General features: G+C 42.5%; 15 protein-coding genes. 13 read left to right on the top strand and 2 right to left on the bottom strand.

The features are described from left to right. The first annotated feature begins 45 nt into the window (after window positions 1–45). The 8 genes from EJ994_RS17010 (at window position 46) to EJ994_RS16980 (ending at window position 8999) form a co-directional block, all read left to right on the top strand. Window positions 46–921 carry a sugar phosphate isomerase/epimerase family protein gene (locus EJ994_RS17010; RefSeq protein ID WP_126593572.1) on the top strand — a complete coding sequence of 292 codons (876 nt, stop codon included), beginning with the start codon at window positions 46–48 and terminating at the stop codon, window positions 919–921. Window positions 922–927: 6 nt separating this feature from the next. Beyond that, window positions 928–2322 (top strand): c-type cytochrome domain-containing protein, encoded by a 1395-nt coding sequence (locus EJ994_RS17005; RefSeq protein WP_126593571.1) that lies wholly within the window; start codon window positions 928–930, stop codon window positions 2320–2322. An 84-nt stretch (window positions 2323–2406) separates the two neighbouring features. Next, window positions 2407–3837, top strand: a complete 1431-nt coding sequence (locus tag EJ994_RS17000) for an SLC13 family permease (RefSeq protein WP_126593570.1) — start codon at window positions 2407–2409, stop codon at window positions 3835–3837. A gap of 183 nt (window positions 3838–4020) precedes the next feature. Continuing rightward, a complete protein-coding gene (locus EJ994_RS16995) occupies window positions 4021–6510 on the top strand; it encodes a zinc-dependent metalloprotease (RefSeq protein WP_126593569.1) in 2490 nt (829 codons plus the stop codon). 181 nt (window positions 6511–6691) lie between these two features. After that, entirely contained in the window at window positions 6692–6859 is a 168-nt protein-coding gene (locus tag EJ994_RS17515) for a hypothetical protein (RefSeq protein WP_164721497.1), read from the top strand. Window positions 6860–7127: 268 nt separating this feature from the next. Continuing rightward, on the top strand, window positions 7128–7568 hold the full coding sequence (locus EJ994_RS16990) for a hypothetical protein (RefSeq protein ID WP_126593568.1): 441 nt from the start codon (window positions 7128–7130) through the stop codon (window positions 7566–7568). A gap of 254 nt (window positions 7569–7822) precedes the next feature. Then, complete coding sequence (locus tag EJ994_RS16985; RefSeq protein WP_206507136.1) at window positions 7823–8254, top strand: DUF5713 family protein; 432 nt, start codon at window positions 7823–7825, stop codon at window positions 8252–8254. Window positions 8255–8477: 223 nt separating this feature from the next. After that, window positions 8478–8999, top strand: a complete 522-nt coding sequence (locus EJ994_RS16980; RefSeq protein ID WP_126593567.1) for a hypothetical protein — start codon at window positions 8478–8480, stop codon at window positions 8997–8999. 55 nt (window positions 9000–9054) lie between these two features. Here EJ994_RS16980 and EJ994_RS16975 read toward each other — a convergent pair whose 3' ends face one another. Continuing rightward, the gene (locus EJ994_RS16975; RefSeq protein WP_126593566.1) at window positions 9055–10626 is read right to left on the bottom strand and encodes an IS1182 family transposase; all 1572 of its coding nucleotides are present in this window, start codon (window positions 10624–10626) and stop codon (window positions 9055–9057) included. Window positions 10627–10985: 359 nt separating this feature from the next. Between EJ994_RS16975 and EJ994_RS16970 the strand changes: the two genes are divergently transcribed. The 4 genes from EJ994_RS16970 to EJ994_RS16955 all read left to right on the top strand — a co-directional run bounded on the left by EJ994_RS16970 (window position 10986) and on the right by EJ994_RS16955 (window position 13920). Then, window positions 10986–12527 carry an IS1182 family transposase gene (locus EJ994_RS16970; RefSeq protein WP_126590668.1) on the top strand — a complete coding sequence of 514 codons (1542 nt, stop codon included), beginning with the start codon at window positions 10986–10988 and terminating at the stop codon, window positions 12525–12527. 111 nt (window positions 12528–12638) lie between these two features. After that, window positions 12639–12920: a type II toxin-antitoxin system RelE/ParE family toxin gene (locus EJ994_RS16965; protein WP_126593565.1), complete on the top strand. Its 282-nt coding sequence runs from the start codon at window positions 12639–12641 to the stop codon at window positions 12918–12920. Between the two features lie 10 nt (window positions 12921–12930). After that, the gene (locus EJ994_RS16960; protein ID WP_126593564.1) at window positions 12931–13233 is read left to right on the top strand and encodes a HigA family addiction module antitoxin; all 303 of its coding nucleotides are present in this window, start codon (window positions 12931–12933) and stop codon (window positions 13231–13233) included. A gap of 198 nt (window positions 13234–13431) precedes the next feature. Continuing rightward, window positions 13432–13920 (top strand): hypothetical protein, encoded by a 489-nt coding sequence (locus EJ994_RS16955; protein ID WP_126593563.1) that lies wholly within the window; start codon window positions 13432–13434, stop codon window positions 13918–13920. A gap of 92 nt (window positions 13921–14012) precedes the next feature. Here the strand turns inward: EJ994_RS16955 and EJ994_RS17510 are convergent, their stop codons facing one another. Further along, entirely contained in the window at window positions 14013–14189 is a 177-nt protein-coding gene (locus EJ994_RS17510) for an IS110 family transposase (RefSeq protein WP_164721496.1), read from the bottom strand. A 258-nt stretch (window positions 14190–14447) separates the two neighbouring features. On the opposite strand from EJ994_RS17510, the gene EJ994_RS16950 reads away from it, so the two are divergent. Further along, window positions 14448–14891: a DUF1330 domain-containing protein gene (locus EJ994_RS16950; protein WP_126593562.1), complete on the top strand. Its 444-nt coding sequence runs from the start codon at window positions 14448–14450 to the stop codon at window positions 14889–14891. The last annotated feature ends 84 nt before the right edge of the window (window positions 14892–14975 follow it).

Here is a 14975-nt window from a genome sequence, read left to right as displayed (position 1 = left end):
TTATCCTCCTTCTTTTTTGTCCAGAGCTTAAATTAACTTGAAATAATGAGAATATTTATAATAATATCGATATCCCTCTTTACGCTGAACACCTTTTCGCAACAGAAAAAACAACTACAATTCTTCCAGACCAGTTGGGGCCGAACGGTTTCTTGGGATGCTTTTTGTGAAAAGACAAAAGCCTCTGGCTATGACGGTATAGAAACATGGTTACCATCGGATAATGAAGATCGTTCGGAATTAGAAAAGGCCTTGGCCAAATATAATTTAAAGGTTGCATTTTTAAACGGAACGAATTCATCAATCCCCTTTAAAAAAAGTTTGTCCAGATACACAGCAAATTTTAAAACGTTGATTGCCTTAAATCCCGCCTACATCAACTCCCATACGGGAAACGACTTTTTCACCTATGAACAGAACAAGGCTTTTATTGATGCGGCAAATACCATAGCAAAAGAAAATAATATTCCCATCTACCATGAGACCCACCGCGGTCGGTTCAGTTACAACCTTCCAGATACCAAAAAATATATGAAGTCTATTCCTGAACTAAAATTAACCTTGGACATCAGTCATTGGATGGTAGTCCATGAATCTCTGCTTCTAAACAAAGACGAAGAACTGGAAGAAGTTCTACAGCGCACCCATCATATTCATGCAAGGGTTGGTCATGCCGAGAGCCCACAGGTAAATGACCCTGAAGCCCCTGAATGGAAAAAAGCAGTAGACCGCCATATGGATATCTGGGAAAAGGTGATTCGTCTAAAATGGAAAACACAAGATGTATTTACCATAACTACGGAGTTTGGCCCAGCGCACTATATGCCCACATTACCCTATACACAGGTGCCCGTAGCAGACCAATGGAAGGCAAATAAATATATGATGCGCGCTTTAAAGGAACGTTTAAACATTGATTAAAAAGACATGGAGGTACTCACCCAATTACTTGGCAGGCTGCATCCTCTAATTGTGCACTTACCTATAGGCTTTATCATCCTAGGGCTCCTAATGTTATGTTACTACCGCAAACAGCACACGTACCCGGAGGCCGTAAATATCATTTTTCTCTGGGGAGGTTACACCGCCCTATTGGCCTGTTTCACCGGCTATTTACAGTATTTGGGTGAAGGCTATGCCTTTGATACGGTTAAGTTGCATCTATGGTCCGGGATTATTACCGCCTTGTTCTCTTTTTTAATGTATGCTCGTTTAAAGAAATTGAAATTAGTGCATTTCCTGACCAAGATTCCTGTGGTAACACTTTCGATTTTGACACTTGCTTTAATTTCCTTCACTGGTCATCAAGGGGGAAATATAACCCATGGGGCCGACTACTTAGTGGAACCTTTACCGAACAACATAAAAGAAGCCTTAGGTTTTGAAACTTTTGAGGAAAAGAAAATAGTGCTTTCTGAAAACAATTGGGAAAATGCCCTGTTGTATGATGATGTGATAAAACCTATACTCAATAATTCGTGTGTGAGTTGCCATAATCCAAAAAAAATAAAAGGAGGTCTTCTTCTGCACAATGAAGTAGGCATACTTGAAGGGGGTGAGAACGGTAGTATTCTTATAGCCGAAGATGCAACCAAAAGTGATTTATTTGTACGAATGAATTTACCTCTCGAAGATGAGGCCCATATGCCCCCAGAGGGCAAGAAACAGCCCTCCAAAGAAGAGATAAAGCTGGTAGGAGCTTGGATTAATGCCGGACACCCCTTTGAAGGCACCGTGCAAGAAAGTGGTCTAGAAAAAGAGCTGTTCACTTCTTTCTTCCCCAATGAACAAACTTATGATTATCCACAAATTGAAATACCGGCGGCTACTCTGGACAGTATACTATTAGTAAAAAGAACAGGTGTACATGTAGACCCCATAAGCAAGTCTACAACCTTCCTGCGGGTTTCCTGTCTTAATAAACCTTCTTTTGCGGATGCTGATTTTGAAACCCTGCTCCCTATCGCCAACAATATCGCCATATTGGATCTGGGCAACACACAAATAACCGATACTATTTTTGAAAAACTCATACAACTCCCCCATCTAACCGTATTAAAAATGGACCATACGAGCATTAGTGGAAAGGATATTGCCTTATTGAAAATCCTACAACATTTAAAATCCATCAATCTTACCGGTAGTAATTTTGAACAAGAGTATTTAAACGATTTTGCCGACTTTACGAATTTAAAACAACTTTACCTGTACAAGACCAAGGTAAATCCTAATACTACATCGACCTTAAACAGGGATGATATCCACATAGATTATGGAAACTACACCCTACCTCCGATTCCTTCTGATTCCATTATCTATTAAGATATCCAAATTCTCAGAAAATGGCGACGCTTTTTTAATTACTAAATAAAAAACATAGCTTAGAAGCCCTAATGCACACCAACTATGACCTTAAGCAGTAAAATAGGGCTCCTATTAGGACCTATACTCTTTCTAATAGCCATTAATCTTCCTAGCGCACTAATAAATGAAAACGCGGATGCTGTTATTGCCGTGGCGCTTTGGATGATTATTTGGTGGATCACCGAGGCGGTCTCCATATCGGTTACCGCCCTGCTGCCCTTACTTCTGTTCCCTATCCTTAAAATTATGCCTATGGGGGAAGTGGGTGCCAATTACGGCAGCCCCATCGTCTTCCTGTTTTTCGGAGGGTTTGTCATGGCACTGGCCTTGGAAAAGGTGAATCTGCACAAACGTATTGCCCTATCCATCATAAAAATAACGGGCACTACCCCGGATAAAGTGGTCCTAGGGTTTATGATCGCTACGGCCGTACTTAGTATGTGGATCAGCAACACGGCCAGCACCGTGGTAATGCTCCCTATAGCCATGTCGGTAATACAGCTGCTCATTAATGATGCCGATGGTTTTACGAAACGGGACCGTAATTTTGCCTTAAGTGTTATGTTAGGCATTGCGTTCTCCGCTAACGCCGGTGGTATTGCCACGGTCATTGGTACGCCCCCAAATTCCGTTTTAATCGGGCTTTTGGAAAATGAATACCAGATAGAGATTTCTTTTCTTAAATGGATGGTCATAGGGCTACCTTTTTCCATTATCATGATCAGTATGTGCTATTTGGTATTGGTAAAATTGATGTTTCCCAGCGGAACTCTAAAGTTCAATGCCTCCAAAGAAATTATTACGCAAGAGCTCCGGAAATTGGGCCCGACAAGCAAAAGAGAAAAAATGGTGCTGATTATTTTCGGAATTACCATATTCATGTGGATTTTTAGAACTGTCATCAATAGCATTATCCCAAACCTGGGGCTATCGGATACGATGATCAGTATTTTTGCTGCCATTTCCCTCTTTGCAATTCCTTTTAATCTCAAAAAGGGAAGTTTTATCCTAGAATGGAAAGACACGCAGCAACTGGCTTGGGGCATCCTTATACTTTTTGGCGGTGGTTTGGCCCTGGCCAAGGGTATGTCCGTTACCGGTATCGTAGATTTGGTCGCCGGTCTTATCGCAGAAAGTGATATTAGTGTGCTCTTGACCGCTACCCTACTTATTTTCTTGATGCTCTTTATGACGGAACTTATGAGCAACGTTGCCCTAGTAGCCGTATTGGCTCCCGTAGTTGCGGGTATCGCCCTAGGTTTAGGGCTTCCTATTGTGTATTTATTAATACCCGTTACCATGGCAAGCAGTTGTGCCTTTATGCTACCTATGGCCACACCACCAAATGCCATTGTATTTGCAAGTGGCTACATTAAAGTCCATGAAATGGCCAAAGCAGGTATTCTACTTAATATCCTCGCAGTGGTACTATTGGTAGGACTTTTTCAATTTATACTTCCCTTACTTTTTTAAAAAACAAAGCCCCTACTGCAGTAAGGGCTTCTAGCTTGACTAATTCAGAAAATAATTCTATATCTTCTTTCTTAATAGACTTCAAAAAGTTGAAATTGTTACAAAATCCGACTTATGATTTCATTAACAATTCCTTCGAATATTTTTTCGGTTCTTTGAAAAATGCTCAAACCAACACTAGAAATGACTAAAAAATTACGCTTCGCATTACTCACACTAGCCTTCATATCAAGTTATCAAACTACAGAAGCGCAAATCTTCAAAAAGAAAAAAAGTAAAACCGAAAAATCCGATGAAAAGCCAAGTAAGGACAAGATAAAACCTTATAATAAGGTCGTTACTAAAGATGCCAAGACGGACAAAGGTCTTTTTGACGTTCATGTGGTAGCGGACAAACACTATTACGAAATTCCGGATTCCCTGTTCAACAAAGAAATGCTGATGGTGAGCCGTATTTCCAAAACTGCGTCCCGCATAGGATTTGGCGGGGGAAAGATAAACACGCAGGTATTGCGTTGGGAAAAGAAAGACAAGAAAGTATTGGTACGTGTGGTGTCTCACGATGTGGTCGCTGCAGATTCCCTACCCGTGCACGAAGCCGTGGTAAACTCTAATTTTGAACCGGTACTGTACGCTTTTGACATAAAGGCCTTTAAGAAAGATTCCTTGAATCCGGCTACGGTAATAGCGGTTGATGATATTTTCACCAAGGACACCAAGGCTTTTGGCATGCCAGAATTTTATAGGAAAAGATATAAAGTTTCCCGCTTGGACGATAGCCGCAGTTTTATTGAAAGCATCAAGAGTTATCCCTTAAACGTGGAAGCCCGTCATGTAAAAACCTATTTGGCCAGTGCACCGCCGAGCAACGGCAGTCTAGGCTCTATTTCCTTAGAAATAAACAATTCCATGATCCTATTGCCCGAAGAACCTATGAAACGCCGGTATTTTGACCGCAGAGTGGGCTGGTTTGCCAGAGGACAGGTAGATTACGGGCTAGATGCGCAAGAGAGCAAGACCGTTACCTTTTTGGACCGTTGGCGTTTAGAGGTAAAGGAAGAGGATATAGAAAAGTATAAGCGCGGGGAACTGGTAGAACCTAAGAAACAGATTGTCTACTATGTGGATAGAGCTACACCGGAGCAGTGGGTACCTTTCATAAAACAAGGTATTGAAGATTGGCAGGTTGCCTTTGAGGCCGCCGGATTTAAAAATGCGATCATTGCAAAGGATCCGCCGACCAAGGAAGAAGACCCGGAATGGTCCCCTGAAGATGTTAGGTATTCCGTGGTGCGTTATTTGGCCTCGCCCATACCCAATGCCAATGGTCCACATGTCAGTGATCCACGGAGCGGGGAAATTCTGGAATCTGATATTAACTGGTACCATAATGTCATGACCTTGTTGCGAAACTGGTTCTTTGTACAGACCGCCGCTATAAATCCTGACGCCAGAGGTGTGGACTTCGATGATAAGGTCATGGGAAGACTCATACGCTTCGTATCCTCGCACGAGGTGGGTCATACCCTAGGGCTACCCCATAATATGGGAAGTAGTGTGGCCTACCCGGTAGATTCCCTAAGGTCTGCAAGTTTCACCAAAAAATACGGCACCGCACCCTCCATAATGGACTACGCCCGTTTCAATTATATTGCACAACCCGGTGATGAGGGCGTTGCCCTAATGCCAGATATTGGAGTTTATGACAAATATGCCATACAATGGGGCTACAAACCTATTTTGGACAAGACGGCAGAAGAAGAGAAAAAGACCTTGGATAGCTGGATATTAGAACACGCTGGTGACCCCTTGTACAGATTTGGCCATCAGCAAGTAGGAGACATCGTTGACCCAAGTTCACAAACGGAGGATTTAGGGGATGACGCTATTAAAGCAAGTAGCTACGGTATCGCCAATTTAAAACGTATTGTTCCCAAATTGGTGGAATGGACCAAAGAGGACGGTAAGAACTATGACGACCTGGAGACCCTTTACGGACAGGTAATTTCACAGTATAATAGATACATGGGCCATGTATCTAACAATGTGGGCGGCGTCTATGAGCATCACAAGACCTATGAGCAGGAAGGGGCCGTGTATACGCCCGTGGCAAAAGCACACCAAGCCAACTGTATGGCCTTTATCCAAGAAGAACTTTTCCAAACTCCGTACTGGTTACTGGATCAAGACATTTTTGGCCGTACCCAATACTCAGGTTTCGTGGAACGTATCAGGTCTATACAGGTGCGAACCCTTAACAATATGTTGAGCCTCGGTAAAATGGCGCGGCTTATCGAAAATGAGACCGCCAATGGTTCCGATGCCTATTCTCTGTTGCAAATGATGGGCGATCTAAGAAAAGGTATTTGGTCAGAATTACCCGCTGGTAGAAAAATAGACACTTACCGTAGAAACCTGCAGAAGGCACATATAGACCGCCTTGCCTATTTGATGACCGCGGAGAACCAGAAGAAAAAACCTGACTTTGGTGGGTATCAGAAATCCACCGTGGTAAACACGAGCCAATCGGATATTCGTTCCTTGGCCAGAGCCGAACTGAATAGTTTAAAAAGGGAAATCAGAAATGCGGCGTCCAGAACATCGGACCAGATGAGCAAATATCATTTACAGGATACCGCAGAACGTATTAACATGATTTTGGACCCAAAATAAGCGTTAAAAATAATGTAGGATTTTGCTTACATTCGATGAAAGGCAAATTTCTTCGATGACCCGATTTACTAAACCACATACAGCGGTATATTGCCATCAAGAAAAGCCCATTTCACAACAATGGGCTTTTTTGCGCTACTCTGTGTGCTACCTTTGAAGTGTAATCAAAAACCCCCAAATCATGAATAACAAATTAAAAAGCCTTGTTTACCTCAGCTGTTTTATGATAATGGCAGTATTGTATCATGTAGATGCATCTACGGAAACGGATAAAAAAGTAGTGGATACCGCACAGACCACCGAAGCGGATATCACCATAAACCCATTTACCCAGGACTTAGGCGAATAAAAGATAGCCACTTATACTAACCCCAAATCAAAAGCACGGTAAACACCGTGCTTTTTTAGTACTACCCTTTACTGTTCCAAGAAAACGCTTCATACAGTAAAGCAATACCACAGCAGTGTACCGTGTAAAACGCTTCCTACTATAAGGCTTTTTTCTTCCCCTTATGGCATCAACATATTGCTAGTTAATAATTACCCAAAATAGGTGTCCCCATTAAACCTTTGTTCTAAGTAGTGGTCATACCCATGAAATCAATAAAATAGATAACATGAAAAAAATAGTATGTGCAATGCTTGTCATGGCAAGCATTACGGTAGCCGCCCAAAGAGATGAAATGCGTGGACGTGAAAATTCCATGAAAGATTTAACTACGGAACAAATAGCGACCTTACAGACCAAAAAAATGACCTTGTCCCTTGACCTGAACGAGGAACAACAAAAAAAGATGAAGTCCTTGATAACTAACCATGTAGCGGCCCGGAAAGCTAAGATGGAAGCGCAAAAAGCTAAGAAGGAAAGTAGAGAAAAGCCTACGGCAGAGGAGAAATACGCCATGCAAATGGAACGGCTAGATGCCAAAATTGTCCAAAAACGAGAGATAAAAGCCCTATTGACGGAAGCGCAGTATAGTAAGTGGGAAAAGATGCAGCACAGGAAAGGAAAACATCGAAAGGGCGAGCGTAAAGAAGCGAGAAGAGGCGAAAGATAGTTTGGTTGGTTTAGTGATGGATGAAAAACCTTTGCATTAGCAGGGGTTTTTTATTTTCTATACAGTCATCTGATATAATCTATACGTTCATTTTATATAAATCGTGCATTAAATATACCTATAAACTTATATAAAATAACCGTACGTTTATCTTGTATTTCTATGTTACTCTAGGGCCATTTGATATATTTTGTACCTTTTGGGAAATTATTAGATATACAGACTTATAAACGAGTTAGAGCAAATTTAAAAAAATGAAAAAAACACTTTACATATTATTAATTCTATTGATTACCGCCTGCAACTTTGGAAAATCACAAAATTCGAATAATGGAATGATTAAACAAACCGAATTGACTAATGTAAAACTAAAAGATTATGGATTTTTAGATTGTATGTATAGAGACTCCTATTTTCCAAAATTTCTCGTGGACAAGTGTAAAAATATACTAGTAAATATGTGTGGGACTATCGAAACGGAAACGCCTGAAAATTTAGAAGAACTCTATAAAATAACACAAAGTGCTACTGATAAATTAAATGATTTGGAAGACGAATTTTTTGAAAATAATAGCGAAATTGAAACTGGAGCAAGAGAATGTTTAGGAGCTAATTTTGCATATATTTCTGAAGCTTATGGATTTGACGCTGATGTAGAAGAGTTAATCGCCACAAGAAACTGGTAAGAAAACTTGCTCTAACACAGCCTAAACGTAATGCGGACTTTAGGTCTAAATCTAAAGGTCTGTGCATATTTATGAAGTCGCTAAATCTTATGGATTTAGCTTTGGACAAGAAAAAATAAAACTAAACAATAAGCTTTAGCTTCGTGCTAAGACGGAAACGAAAAGTTTACTTGTCTCCGCACTACGCTTAGCCCAACCGTTGTGTGTAATTTGAGAAAAGCTAATGCAGAAAACAGAAATCATAGATAAAAATCAACTTTTTGAACTGATTGAATTCATTCTTTTGGACTCAAAAACTGAATTCTATGAATCATATTCTGAAATGGAGAAAGAATTAATTCGGATAAACAGTTTGTCTGAATTCCGAGCCTACTTTGACAATGGAATTGCAAACGGAAAAGTACATTTCGGATTTGGAATTTATAACCCTGAATCGAAAGGCAAGTTATTTACCTCTAAAATAGAGCTCAATCCTAAACATTGTGACGGAAAAACTTACCGCTATCGAATAGATGGTTGGGCAATAATCTTAATTCAGCTTGACTTGCAAAACGGAGAAAACCGAATTGAATGCAGAGTTTCTGTAAACTCAAAGAAAAGAGCTGAAAACTGGAAAAGCACAAATCCTGAATTCGGGAATCCGGAATTATGGGAATGGAAAATCGTGGAAAATACTGCTAGAAAAATAATCAACCAACTAAAAAAAACTACACACAACAATGGTAACCGTTGCACAAGCCTGTGATTTTCAAAATACAGATTGAATACAAGTCCCTTTAAGGGGCTTTTTTCTTGTCGGCTCAGAAACGGAAGTCCAAATTCCGATGCGTCATGGAAGCTTGAAACAGGTTTTGGAGCACACTTTTGGCCAATGCCTTCAAAGCAAGCTGTCCCGCCCCGCTTTTTACCCGTTTTCGTTCGAATTTCAGGTACTTCTTCAAATTATAGGCGATGGCCGAAAGGTGCATCACCTTGTTGGCCTGTGCAAGGCCGATGGTATTTATCTTTCGTAGCCCCATGAACTGTGTGAGCGTGCCGAACACGGGCTCGACCGTACTTTGCCGCTTGCCCTTCATGTACCTCCCCTGTGGACTGTTGACCCTTTCGTTATTACGTTCGTACTCTTCACGGTAATAGGTCACCGAGAACTTCTTCTCCTGTGCACTCTTTCCCAGACACGTGCTACGTATAGGACAATCGGTACAGACATGCTTCCTTGCCCTGTATTCCTTCTTTTTCGTTCCCGTACGGTAGTCCTTGAAAACCTTGGTGAAAGGGATCACCTTTCCTTGTGGACACAGATAACGGTCATGTTCCCCGATGTACTCGAACCCATCGGGACCGCCCTTGTAGGTGCCGTGGGGCGGAATGAAACTCTTCAGTCCCATGGTCTCCAGAAAAGCATAGTTCTCACCGCTACTATAACCCGTATCGGCCACACAGTTCTCGAACACCAAACCCTGTTGCCATAACCTTCTTTGTAAGCGGGGTACGATATCCTGTAGCTGTTGATTGTCCTTTCCGTCGGCATGGTACGCCCTGATGTCGGTGATCACGTGGTGCGCCGTGTCCACGCTCAATTGGGAGAGGTAGTTCAGCTTGCGCGCCTTCCCGGGCTTTACGCTTATCCTGGCATCGGGATCCGTGGGACTGTAATGCGTCTTGTTGCTCGTGTATTTCGACCCCTTGTTCCCGGCACCGGGACGTTGGTCCTGGTCTTTTGCCCATCTCTTGTTACGGCCCTTTATCGCGTCAAGTTCCCTCTTGCTCGCAGTAATACCCCGTTGACCTTCATCCGATTTATCGTTCTTGGATTTACGGTGGGGTCCTTCTCTGTCCATTGAACTGATCGCACGTATCTTTTTCAGATGCTCCTCCAAATCCTCTTCGGGCACCTTCAGCTCCAAGGTATCCATACTTGCGTTCGCCTTTACAGGGGCCGAATCGATCGCCTGCGTATGGCCGCTCACCATACCCCTCTCCACGCACATGGACAGAATATTGGTGAACGCCTCCTCGAAAACGGACTCCGGGAACAGTTGACGGGTCCTGCTTATGGTGCTGTGCCAGGGCAGCTCCTCATCGATGTCATAGCCAATGAAAAATAGGATGTCCAAGCGCATAGAACAATGGTCGATAAGCTTGCGGTCGCTGATGATGTTCTCCAGATAGCCCACCAAACACAGCTTGAAGAAAACCACCGGGTCGATGCTCTTCTGGCCGCTCTCCCCATAATATCCCTTGGTCAACCGATAGAGGAAATCCAGATCGATTGTACCTCTTAAGCGTCTATAAAAATTGTCCTTTGGTATACGTTCGCTGAGCTGGAAGCTCGCGAACAGCTTTTCCTGGTAGTCCTTCTTTCCCTGCATACCTAAAGTTACGATCCATCTCACGATCGGCAATGATTACGACCCGTTTTTTTCCTAACTTGTGCAACAGGCACAAAGCCTAAACGTAATACGGACTTTAGGGCTTAACCGAAAGGTCTGTGTGTATTTGCCAAGTCGCCAAATTTTTAAATTTGGTATATTTAAAACGAGAAAAGATAAATAACAAAATTTAAAAAATTCGGCTTTAGATTAATCTGAAAAGTATCGTTCATAACTGCCCTACTTTTCTTATACTAGGCCGTCAGACTGTCTAAAAACCTCTCCATTCTTGATAACCCTGTTGATTACTTTTAGGCCGGGATCTTGACCTTCGGCACATAGGGTCGTAATTTAAGGATATGAAGTACATAGAAGGAAAAGACCGTAGGCAGTCCTCCCTCTTTCCCATATCCCTGGAGGACGCCATAGACAACGAAAATACCGTAAGGGCCGTGGATACGTTCGTGAACGGCCTGGATATGGAAAAACTGGGGTTCAAGGTACATTTCCCTGAAAACGGCAGGCCGGCGTACCGGCCCGCCACTTTGCTCAAGCTCTATATCTATGGCTACATGAACAAGCTTCGTTCGAGCAGGCAGCTCGAAAAGGAGTGCAGGCGGAACATCGAGGTCATGTGGCTGCTCGAGGGCCTTGCCCCCGACCATAACACCATAAGCAATTTCAGGAAGGACAACCCCAGGGCCATCAAAAGGGTCTTCCGCGCCACCGTCGAGATCGCACGCAACTTCGGCCTTATCGGTGCCACGTTGATCGCCGGTGACAGTACCAAACTGCGCGCCCAGAACAGCAAGAAGAACAACTACAACCAAAAGAAGATAGACCGCCATATCGCCTACATCGACAAAAAACTGGAAGAGTACCAAGGGCAGCTCGAAAAAGGCGACGGGGACAAGGAAAGTATAAAGGACGATATCGACCGACACGGCAAAAGAAGGGAAGGGTACAGAAAATTGGAGAGGGAGCTAAGGGAATCCGGACAGGAACAGATCTCCACCTCCGATCCGGAGAGCCGCCACATGATAGTGCGCAACAACATTACCGAGGTCGCCTATAACCTACAGGCCACCGTGGACTCCGAACATTGTATACCCATCGATTACCGCCTGACGGGCGACAACGACACCAAGGCCATGGGGAACATGCTGCGGCGGGCCAAGACCATCCTGCGGACCGACCGCTTTACCGCACTCTACGACAAGGGGTACCATACCGGGAGCGAGTTCAAGATAGCCGACGACCTGGGCATCGATACCCTAGTGGCCGTTCCCGGAATCGGAAGGGCGTCACAGGCACCCGATCCAGCGTACAATGCCGAACGTTTTGCCTATGACCGGGAGGAAGACACCTATACCTGTCCGCAAGGGCATGTCCTGAAGAGCAACGGAAGCCGGTACAAAGGGCGCAACTATTATTTCAAGCAGTATAGAACGAACGCCTGCAAAGGCTGCCCTGTACGGGAGCTATGCACGACCGCCAAACAGAACGGGAAGATCGTACAGCGAAGCGAGTTCAAGGAACATACCGACGGAAATGCACGGCGAGTGGCACAAAACCAAAATCTGTACAGGAAAAGACAGGCCATCGTAGAGCATCCCTTCGGCACTATCAAAAGGCAATGGGGGTTCGACCATGTAATGACCAAAAGGACAAAGGCAAGGGCCTCGGCCGATGTGGGACTCATATTTATCGCCTACAACCTCAGGAGGATCCTCAACCTGATCGGGAATCAGCCCATTTTGCCGGCATACCTGACTTTAACCGCCATTTTGGGCAACCTAACAAAGGGGTTGGCCCGTTTCCGGACCAAATGCCGTCCAAAAATTATAACCGCACATTTTGGCCCACCAACGGGCAAAAGGATTATTTTCGATTATATTTAAAAAATCCGGCAGGGTTTTTAGACAGACTGCCGTTAGGCAACATTTTAAGAAACCTTTTACCAAATAAAAAATAATTACTTATCTTTGACGTTAGTAACGTAAAACGGTAATATGATTATCTCCTTTGGAGCGAAGGACACCGAACGGATTTGGAAAGGTATCAGGGTTAAAAAAATGCCGCTCGAAATCCAAAATATCGGACGTCGGAAATTGAGAATGTTGAACAACTCACAGGACATTGCCGACTTACGCATCCCTCCATCGAACCGACTTGAAAAGCTTACCGGAAAATTGAAGGAATACCATAGCATCCGGATCAATAGGCAGTGGAGGATTATGTTCATCTGGAACAACGGAAACGCAAGCGAAGTGGAAATAATCGATTACCATTAATAAAAAAATTATGGAGAAGTTATCGAACATCCATCCCGGAGAGATCTTGAACCTCGAATTTTTGGAGCCTCTTGAAATTACCGCTTACAGGCTGTCAAAAGACTTAAAGATACCGCAAACAAGGATTTCGGAAATCATAAAGGGCAATCGCCGGATTACGGCCGACACCGCTTTACGATTGAGCAAATATTTCGGTAATTCCGCAAAATTCTGGCTCGGAATCCAAGACGATTATGACATCGAGGAGGAAAAGGAAAATAAAGAGAAGGAACTCGATCAAATCAAACGGTACGCAAGGAAAAACGTTGCCTAACAAAACCTATACGCAATGCGGGCGTATGTGCCTTCCTGAAAGGTCTGGGCGTGTTTTCGGGCACCGCAAAATCTTTTGGATTTTGCTTTTACGCGGGACAAGATAAAACCAAAACAAAAAGATTTTTGCTATCGCATGGCGGGAAGGCATTCGCGTGCCCGCCCCGCACTGCGCATAGCCAAACCGTTGTGCATAATTATGAAGAAACTATTTTTCATTTTAATAATGACTTTTTCAATCCAATCTTTCGCTTGTTCTTGCGAATGCAATTGGGATTGTAGATTCGGAGCAGTTTCTGATAATCAGGAATTCGTAGCACTTATCAAAGTCATTGAATACACGGATTATTTGGAACACGGAAATGAGAAATTTCCTTATTCGATAACGGTTGAAATAATTAAAAAATATAAAGGTTCTGAATCTCGAAAACGAATAAAAATTTGGGGAGATAACGGAATGTTATGTCGACCATATATTGAGGAATTTAAAGTTGGAAAGTACTATTTAATTGCACCCTCAAAAATCAAATACGACTCAAAACCTGAACAAAAGAATGATTATGACTTATTTTCCTGTCATACCGATTATTTAGAAGTGGATTACGACAAGAAAATTGCATACGGAGAATACTCTTGGTGGAGGAAAGAAATTACACTTGAAAAATTTGAAAGTAAACTGGAAAAATAACTATGCACAACAATGGTAACCGTTGCACAAGCTTAAATTCTGAATGAAACAGCTCCGTTTAAGCCTTTTTAAGGGGCTTTTTTCATGTCGGCTCAGAAACGGAAGTCCAAACTCTGCGCATAACGCTTTACACGACCGGACTGCATCACACAAACATTATAACCATTATCATACAGATAACGGGCTATACCTTGGTGATAGACCCCAGTAGCTTCCATGACGACCAATAGTTCCACGCTAGGGTCAACCGAACCCTTTAGCCAGTTCAAAAGCGCTATATAACTAATATAAATCAATAGACAACAAACTTAGGATGGCTATAATTAATACGGGTTTTGATGCTTAACGCCTAGTTTTGTGTATACTTAGAGTGTCCGCCAAATCTTTGGGATTTTACATTTTAGTGGGACAAAGAAAAAAAAGAAAATCTATCAATCTCTTGAGCTAACGATTCTATTCTTGTGTAGGAAAATTATACTAAATTTGACCCTTATTCAGAATTTAAGTGAAAAGGTTACCAAAAGATTATGGACAAATACATTGATTCGAATCCAGAAGCTGGAAAAAGATTCTATAAGGACTTTTTCGACAAGGGAAAAGTAACAATGCTGAACTTACTGAAATTTCGAGTGAAAGCTGATTACACAGGTTTTGAAAATCTTAGTCCTGAAAAGGAAATCAGCGGGGAGGAAGCATACCAGTTGTATATTGACAATACTTTAACTGAATTAATTAAAGCGGGAAGTCGAGTATTATACTATGGAAAGAGTAAAGATTTTTTAATCGGCCCAGACACTGAAAAATGGGATGCTGTTTTAATAGTGGAGCACGAATCCGTATCAAAGTTTATGGCTTTTGCGCAAAGCAAAGATTATATAGAAAATGTTGGACATAGAGCTGCCGGGTTGGAAGATTCTCGATTATTACCAACGACTGAAATAAAAACTACACCTAACAAAGAACTGAGTTAAAAACAATCACTAATTGAGCTAATTTTGAAACAAAGTTTTCATCATAAGGCATCCACTTTTTACCGAATTTACGGTTACAGCGCA

The organism is Maribacter sp. MJ134, assembly GCF_003970695.1.
Lineage (GTDB): Bacteria > Bacteroidota > Bacteroidia > Flavobacteriales > Flavobacteriaceae > Maribacter.
Note: the sequence above shows the minus strand (reverse complement) of the source record. Positions and strands in the feature narration are given on the sequence as shown.

Bases quoted from the DNA above. Each gene is read 5' to 3' on its own strand.
- EJ994_RS17010 (WP_126593572.1), top strand. From the start codon at position 46: ATGAGAATATTTATAATAATATCGATATCCCTCTTTACGCTGAACACC.
- EJ994_RS17005 (WP_126593571.1), top strand. From the start codon at position 928: ATGGAGGTACTCACCCAATTACTTGGCAGGCTGCATCCTCTAATTGTG.
- EJ994_RS16970 (WP_126590668.1), top strand. From the start codon at position 10,986: ATGAAGTACATAGAAGGAAAAGACCGTAGGCAGTCCTCCCTCTTTCCC.
- EJ994_RS16980 (WP_126593567.1), top strand. From the start codon at position 8,478: ATGCAGAAAACAGAAATCATAGATAAAAATCAACTTTTTGAACTGATT.
- EJ994_RS16950 (WP_126593562.1), top strand. From the start codon at position 14,448: ATGGACAAATACATTGATTCGAATCCAGAAGCTGGAAAAAGATTCTAT.
- EJ994_RS16955 (WP_126593563.1), top strand. From the start codon at position 13,432: ATGAAGAAACTATTTTTCATTTTAATAATGACTTTTTCAATCCAATCT.
- EJ994_RS16985 (WP_206507136.1), top strand. From the start codon at position 7,823: ATGAAAAAAACACTTTACATATTATTAATTCTATTGATTACCGCCTGC.
- EJ994_RS16965 (WP_126593565.1), top strand. From the start codon at position 12,639: ATGATTATCTCCTTTGGAGCGAAGGACACCGAACGGATTTGGAAAGGT.
- EJ994_RS16995 (WP_126593569.1), top strand. From the start codon at position 4,021: ATGACTAAAAAATTACGCTTCGCATTACTCACACTAGCCTTCATATCA.
- EJ994_RS17515 (WP_164721497.1), top strand. From the start codon at position 6,692: ATGAATAACAAATTAAAAAGCCTTGTTTACCTCAGCTGTTTTATGATA.
- EJ994_RS17000 (WP_126593570.1), top strand. From the start codon at position 2,407: ATGACCTTAAGCAGTAAAATAGGGCTCCTATTAGGACCTATACTCTTT.
- EJ994_RS16960 (WP_126593564.1), top strand. From the start codon at position 12,931: ATGGAGAAGTTATCGAACATCCATCCCGGAGAGATCTTGAACCTCGAA.
- EJ994_RS16990 (WP_126593568.1), top strand. From the start codon at position 7,128: ATGAAAAAAATAGTATGTGCAATGCTTGTCATGGCAAGCATTACGGTA.
- EJ994_RS16975 (WP_126593566.1), bottom strand. From the start codon at position 10,626: ATGCAGGGAAAGAAGGACTACCAGGAAAAGCTGTTCGCGAGCTTCCAG.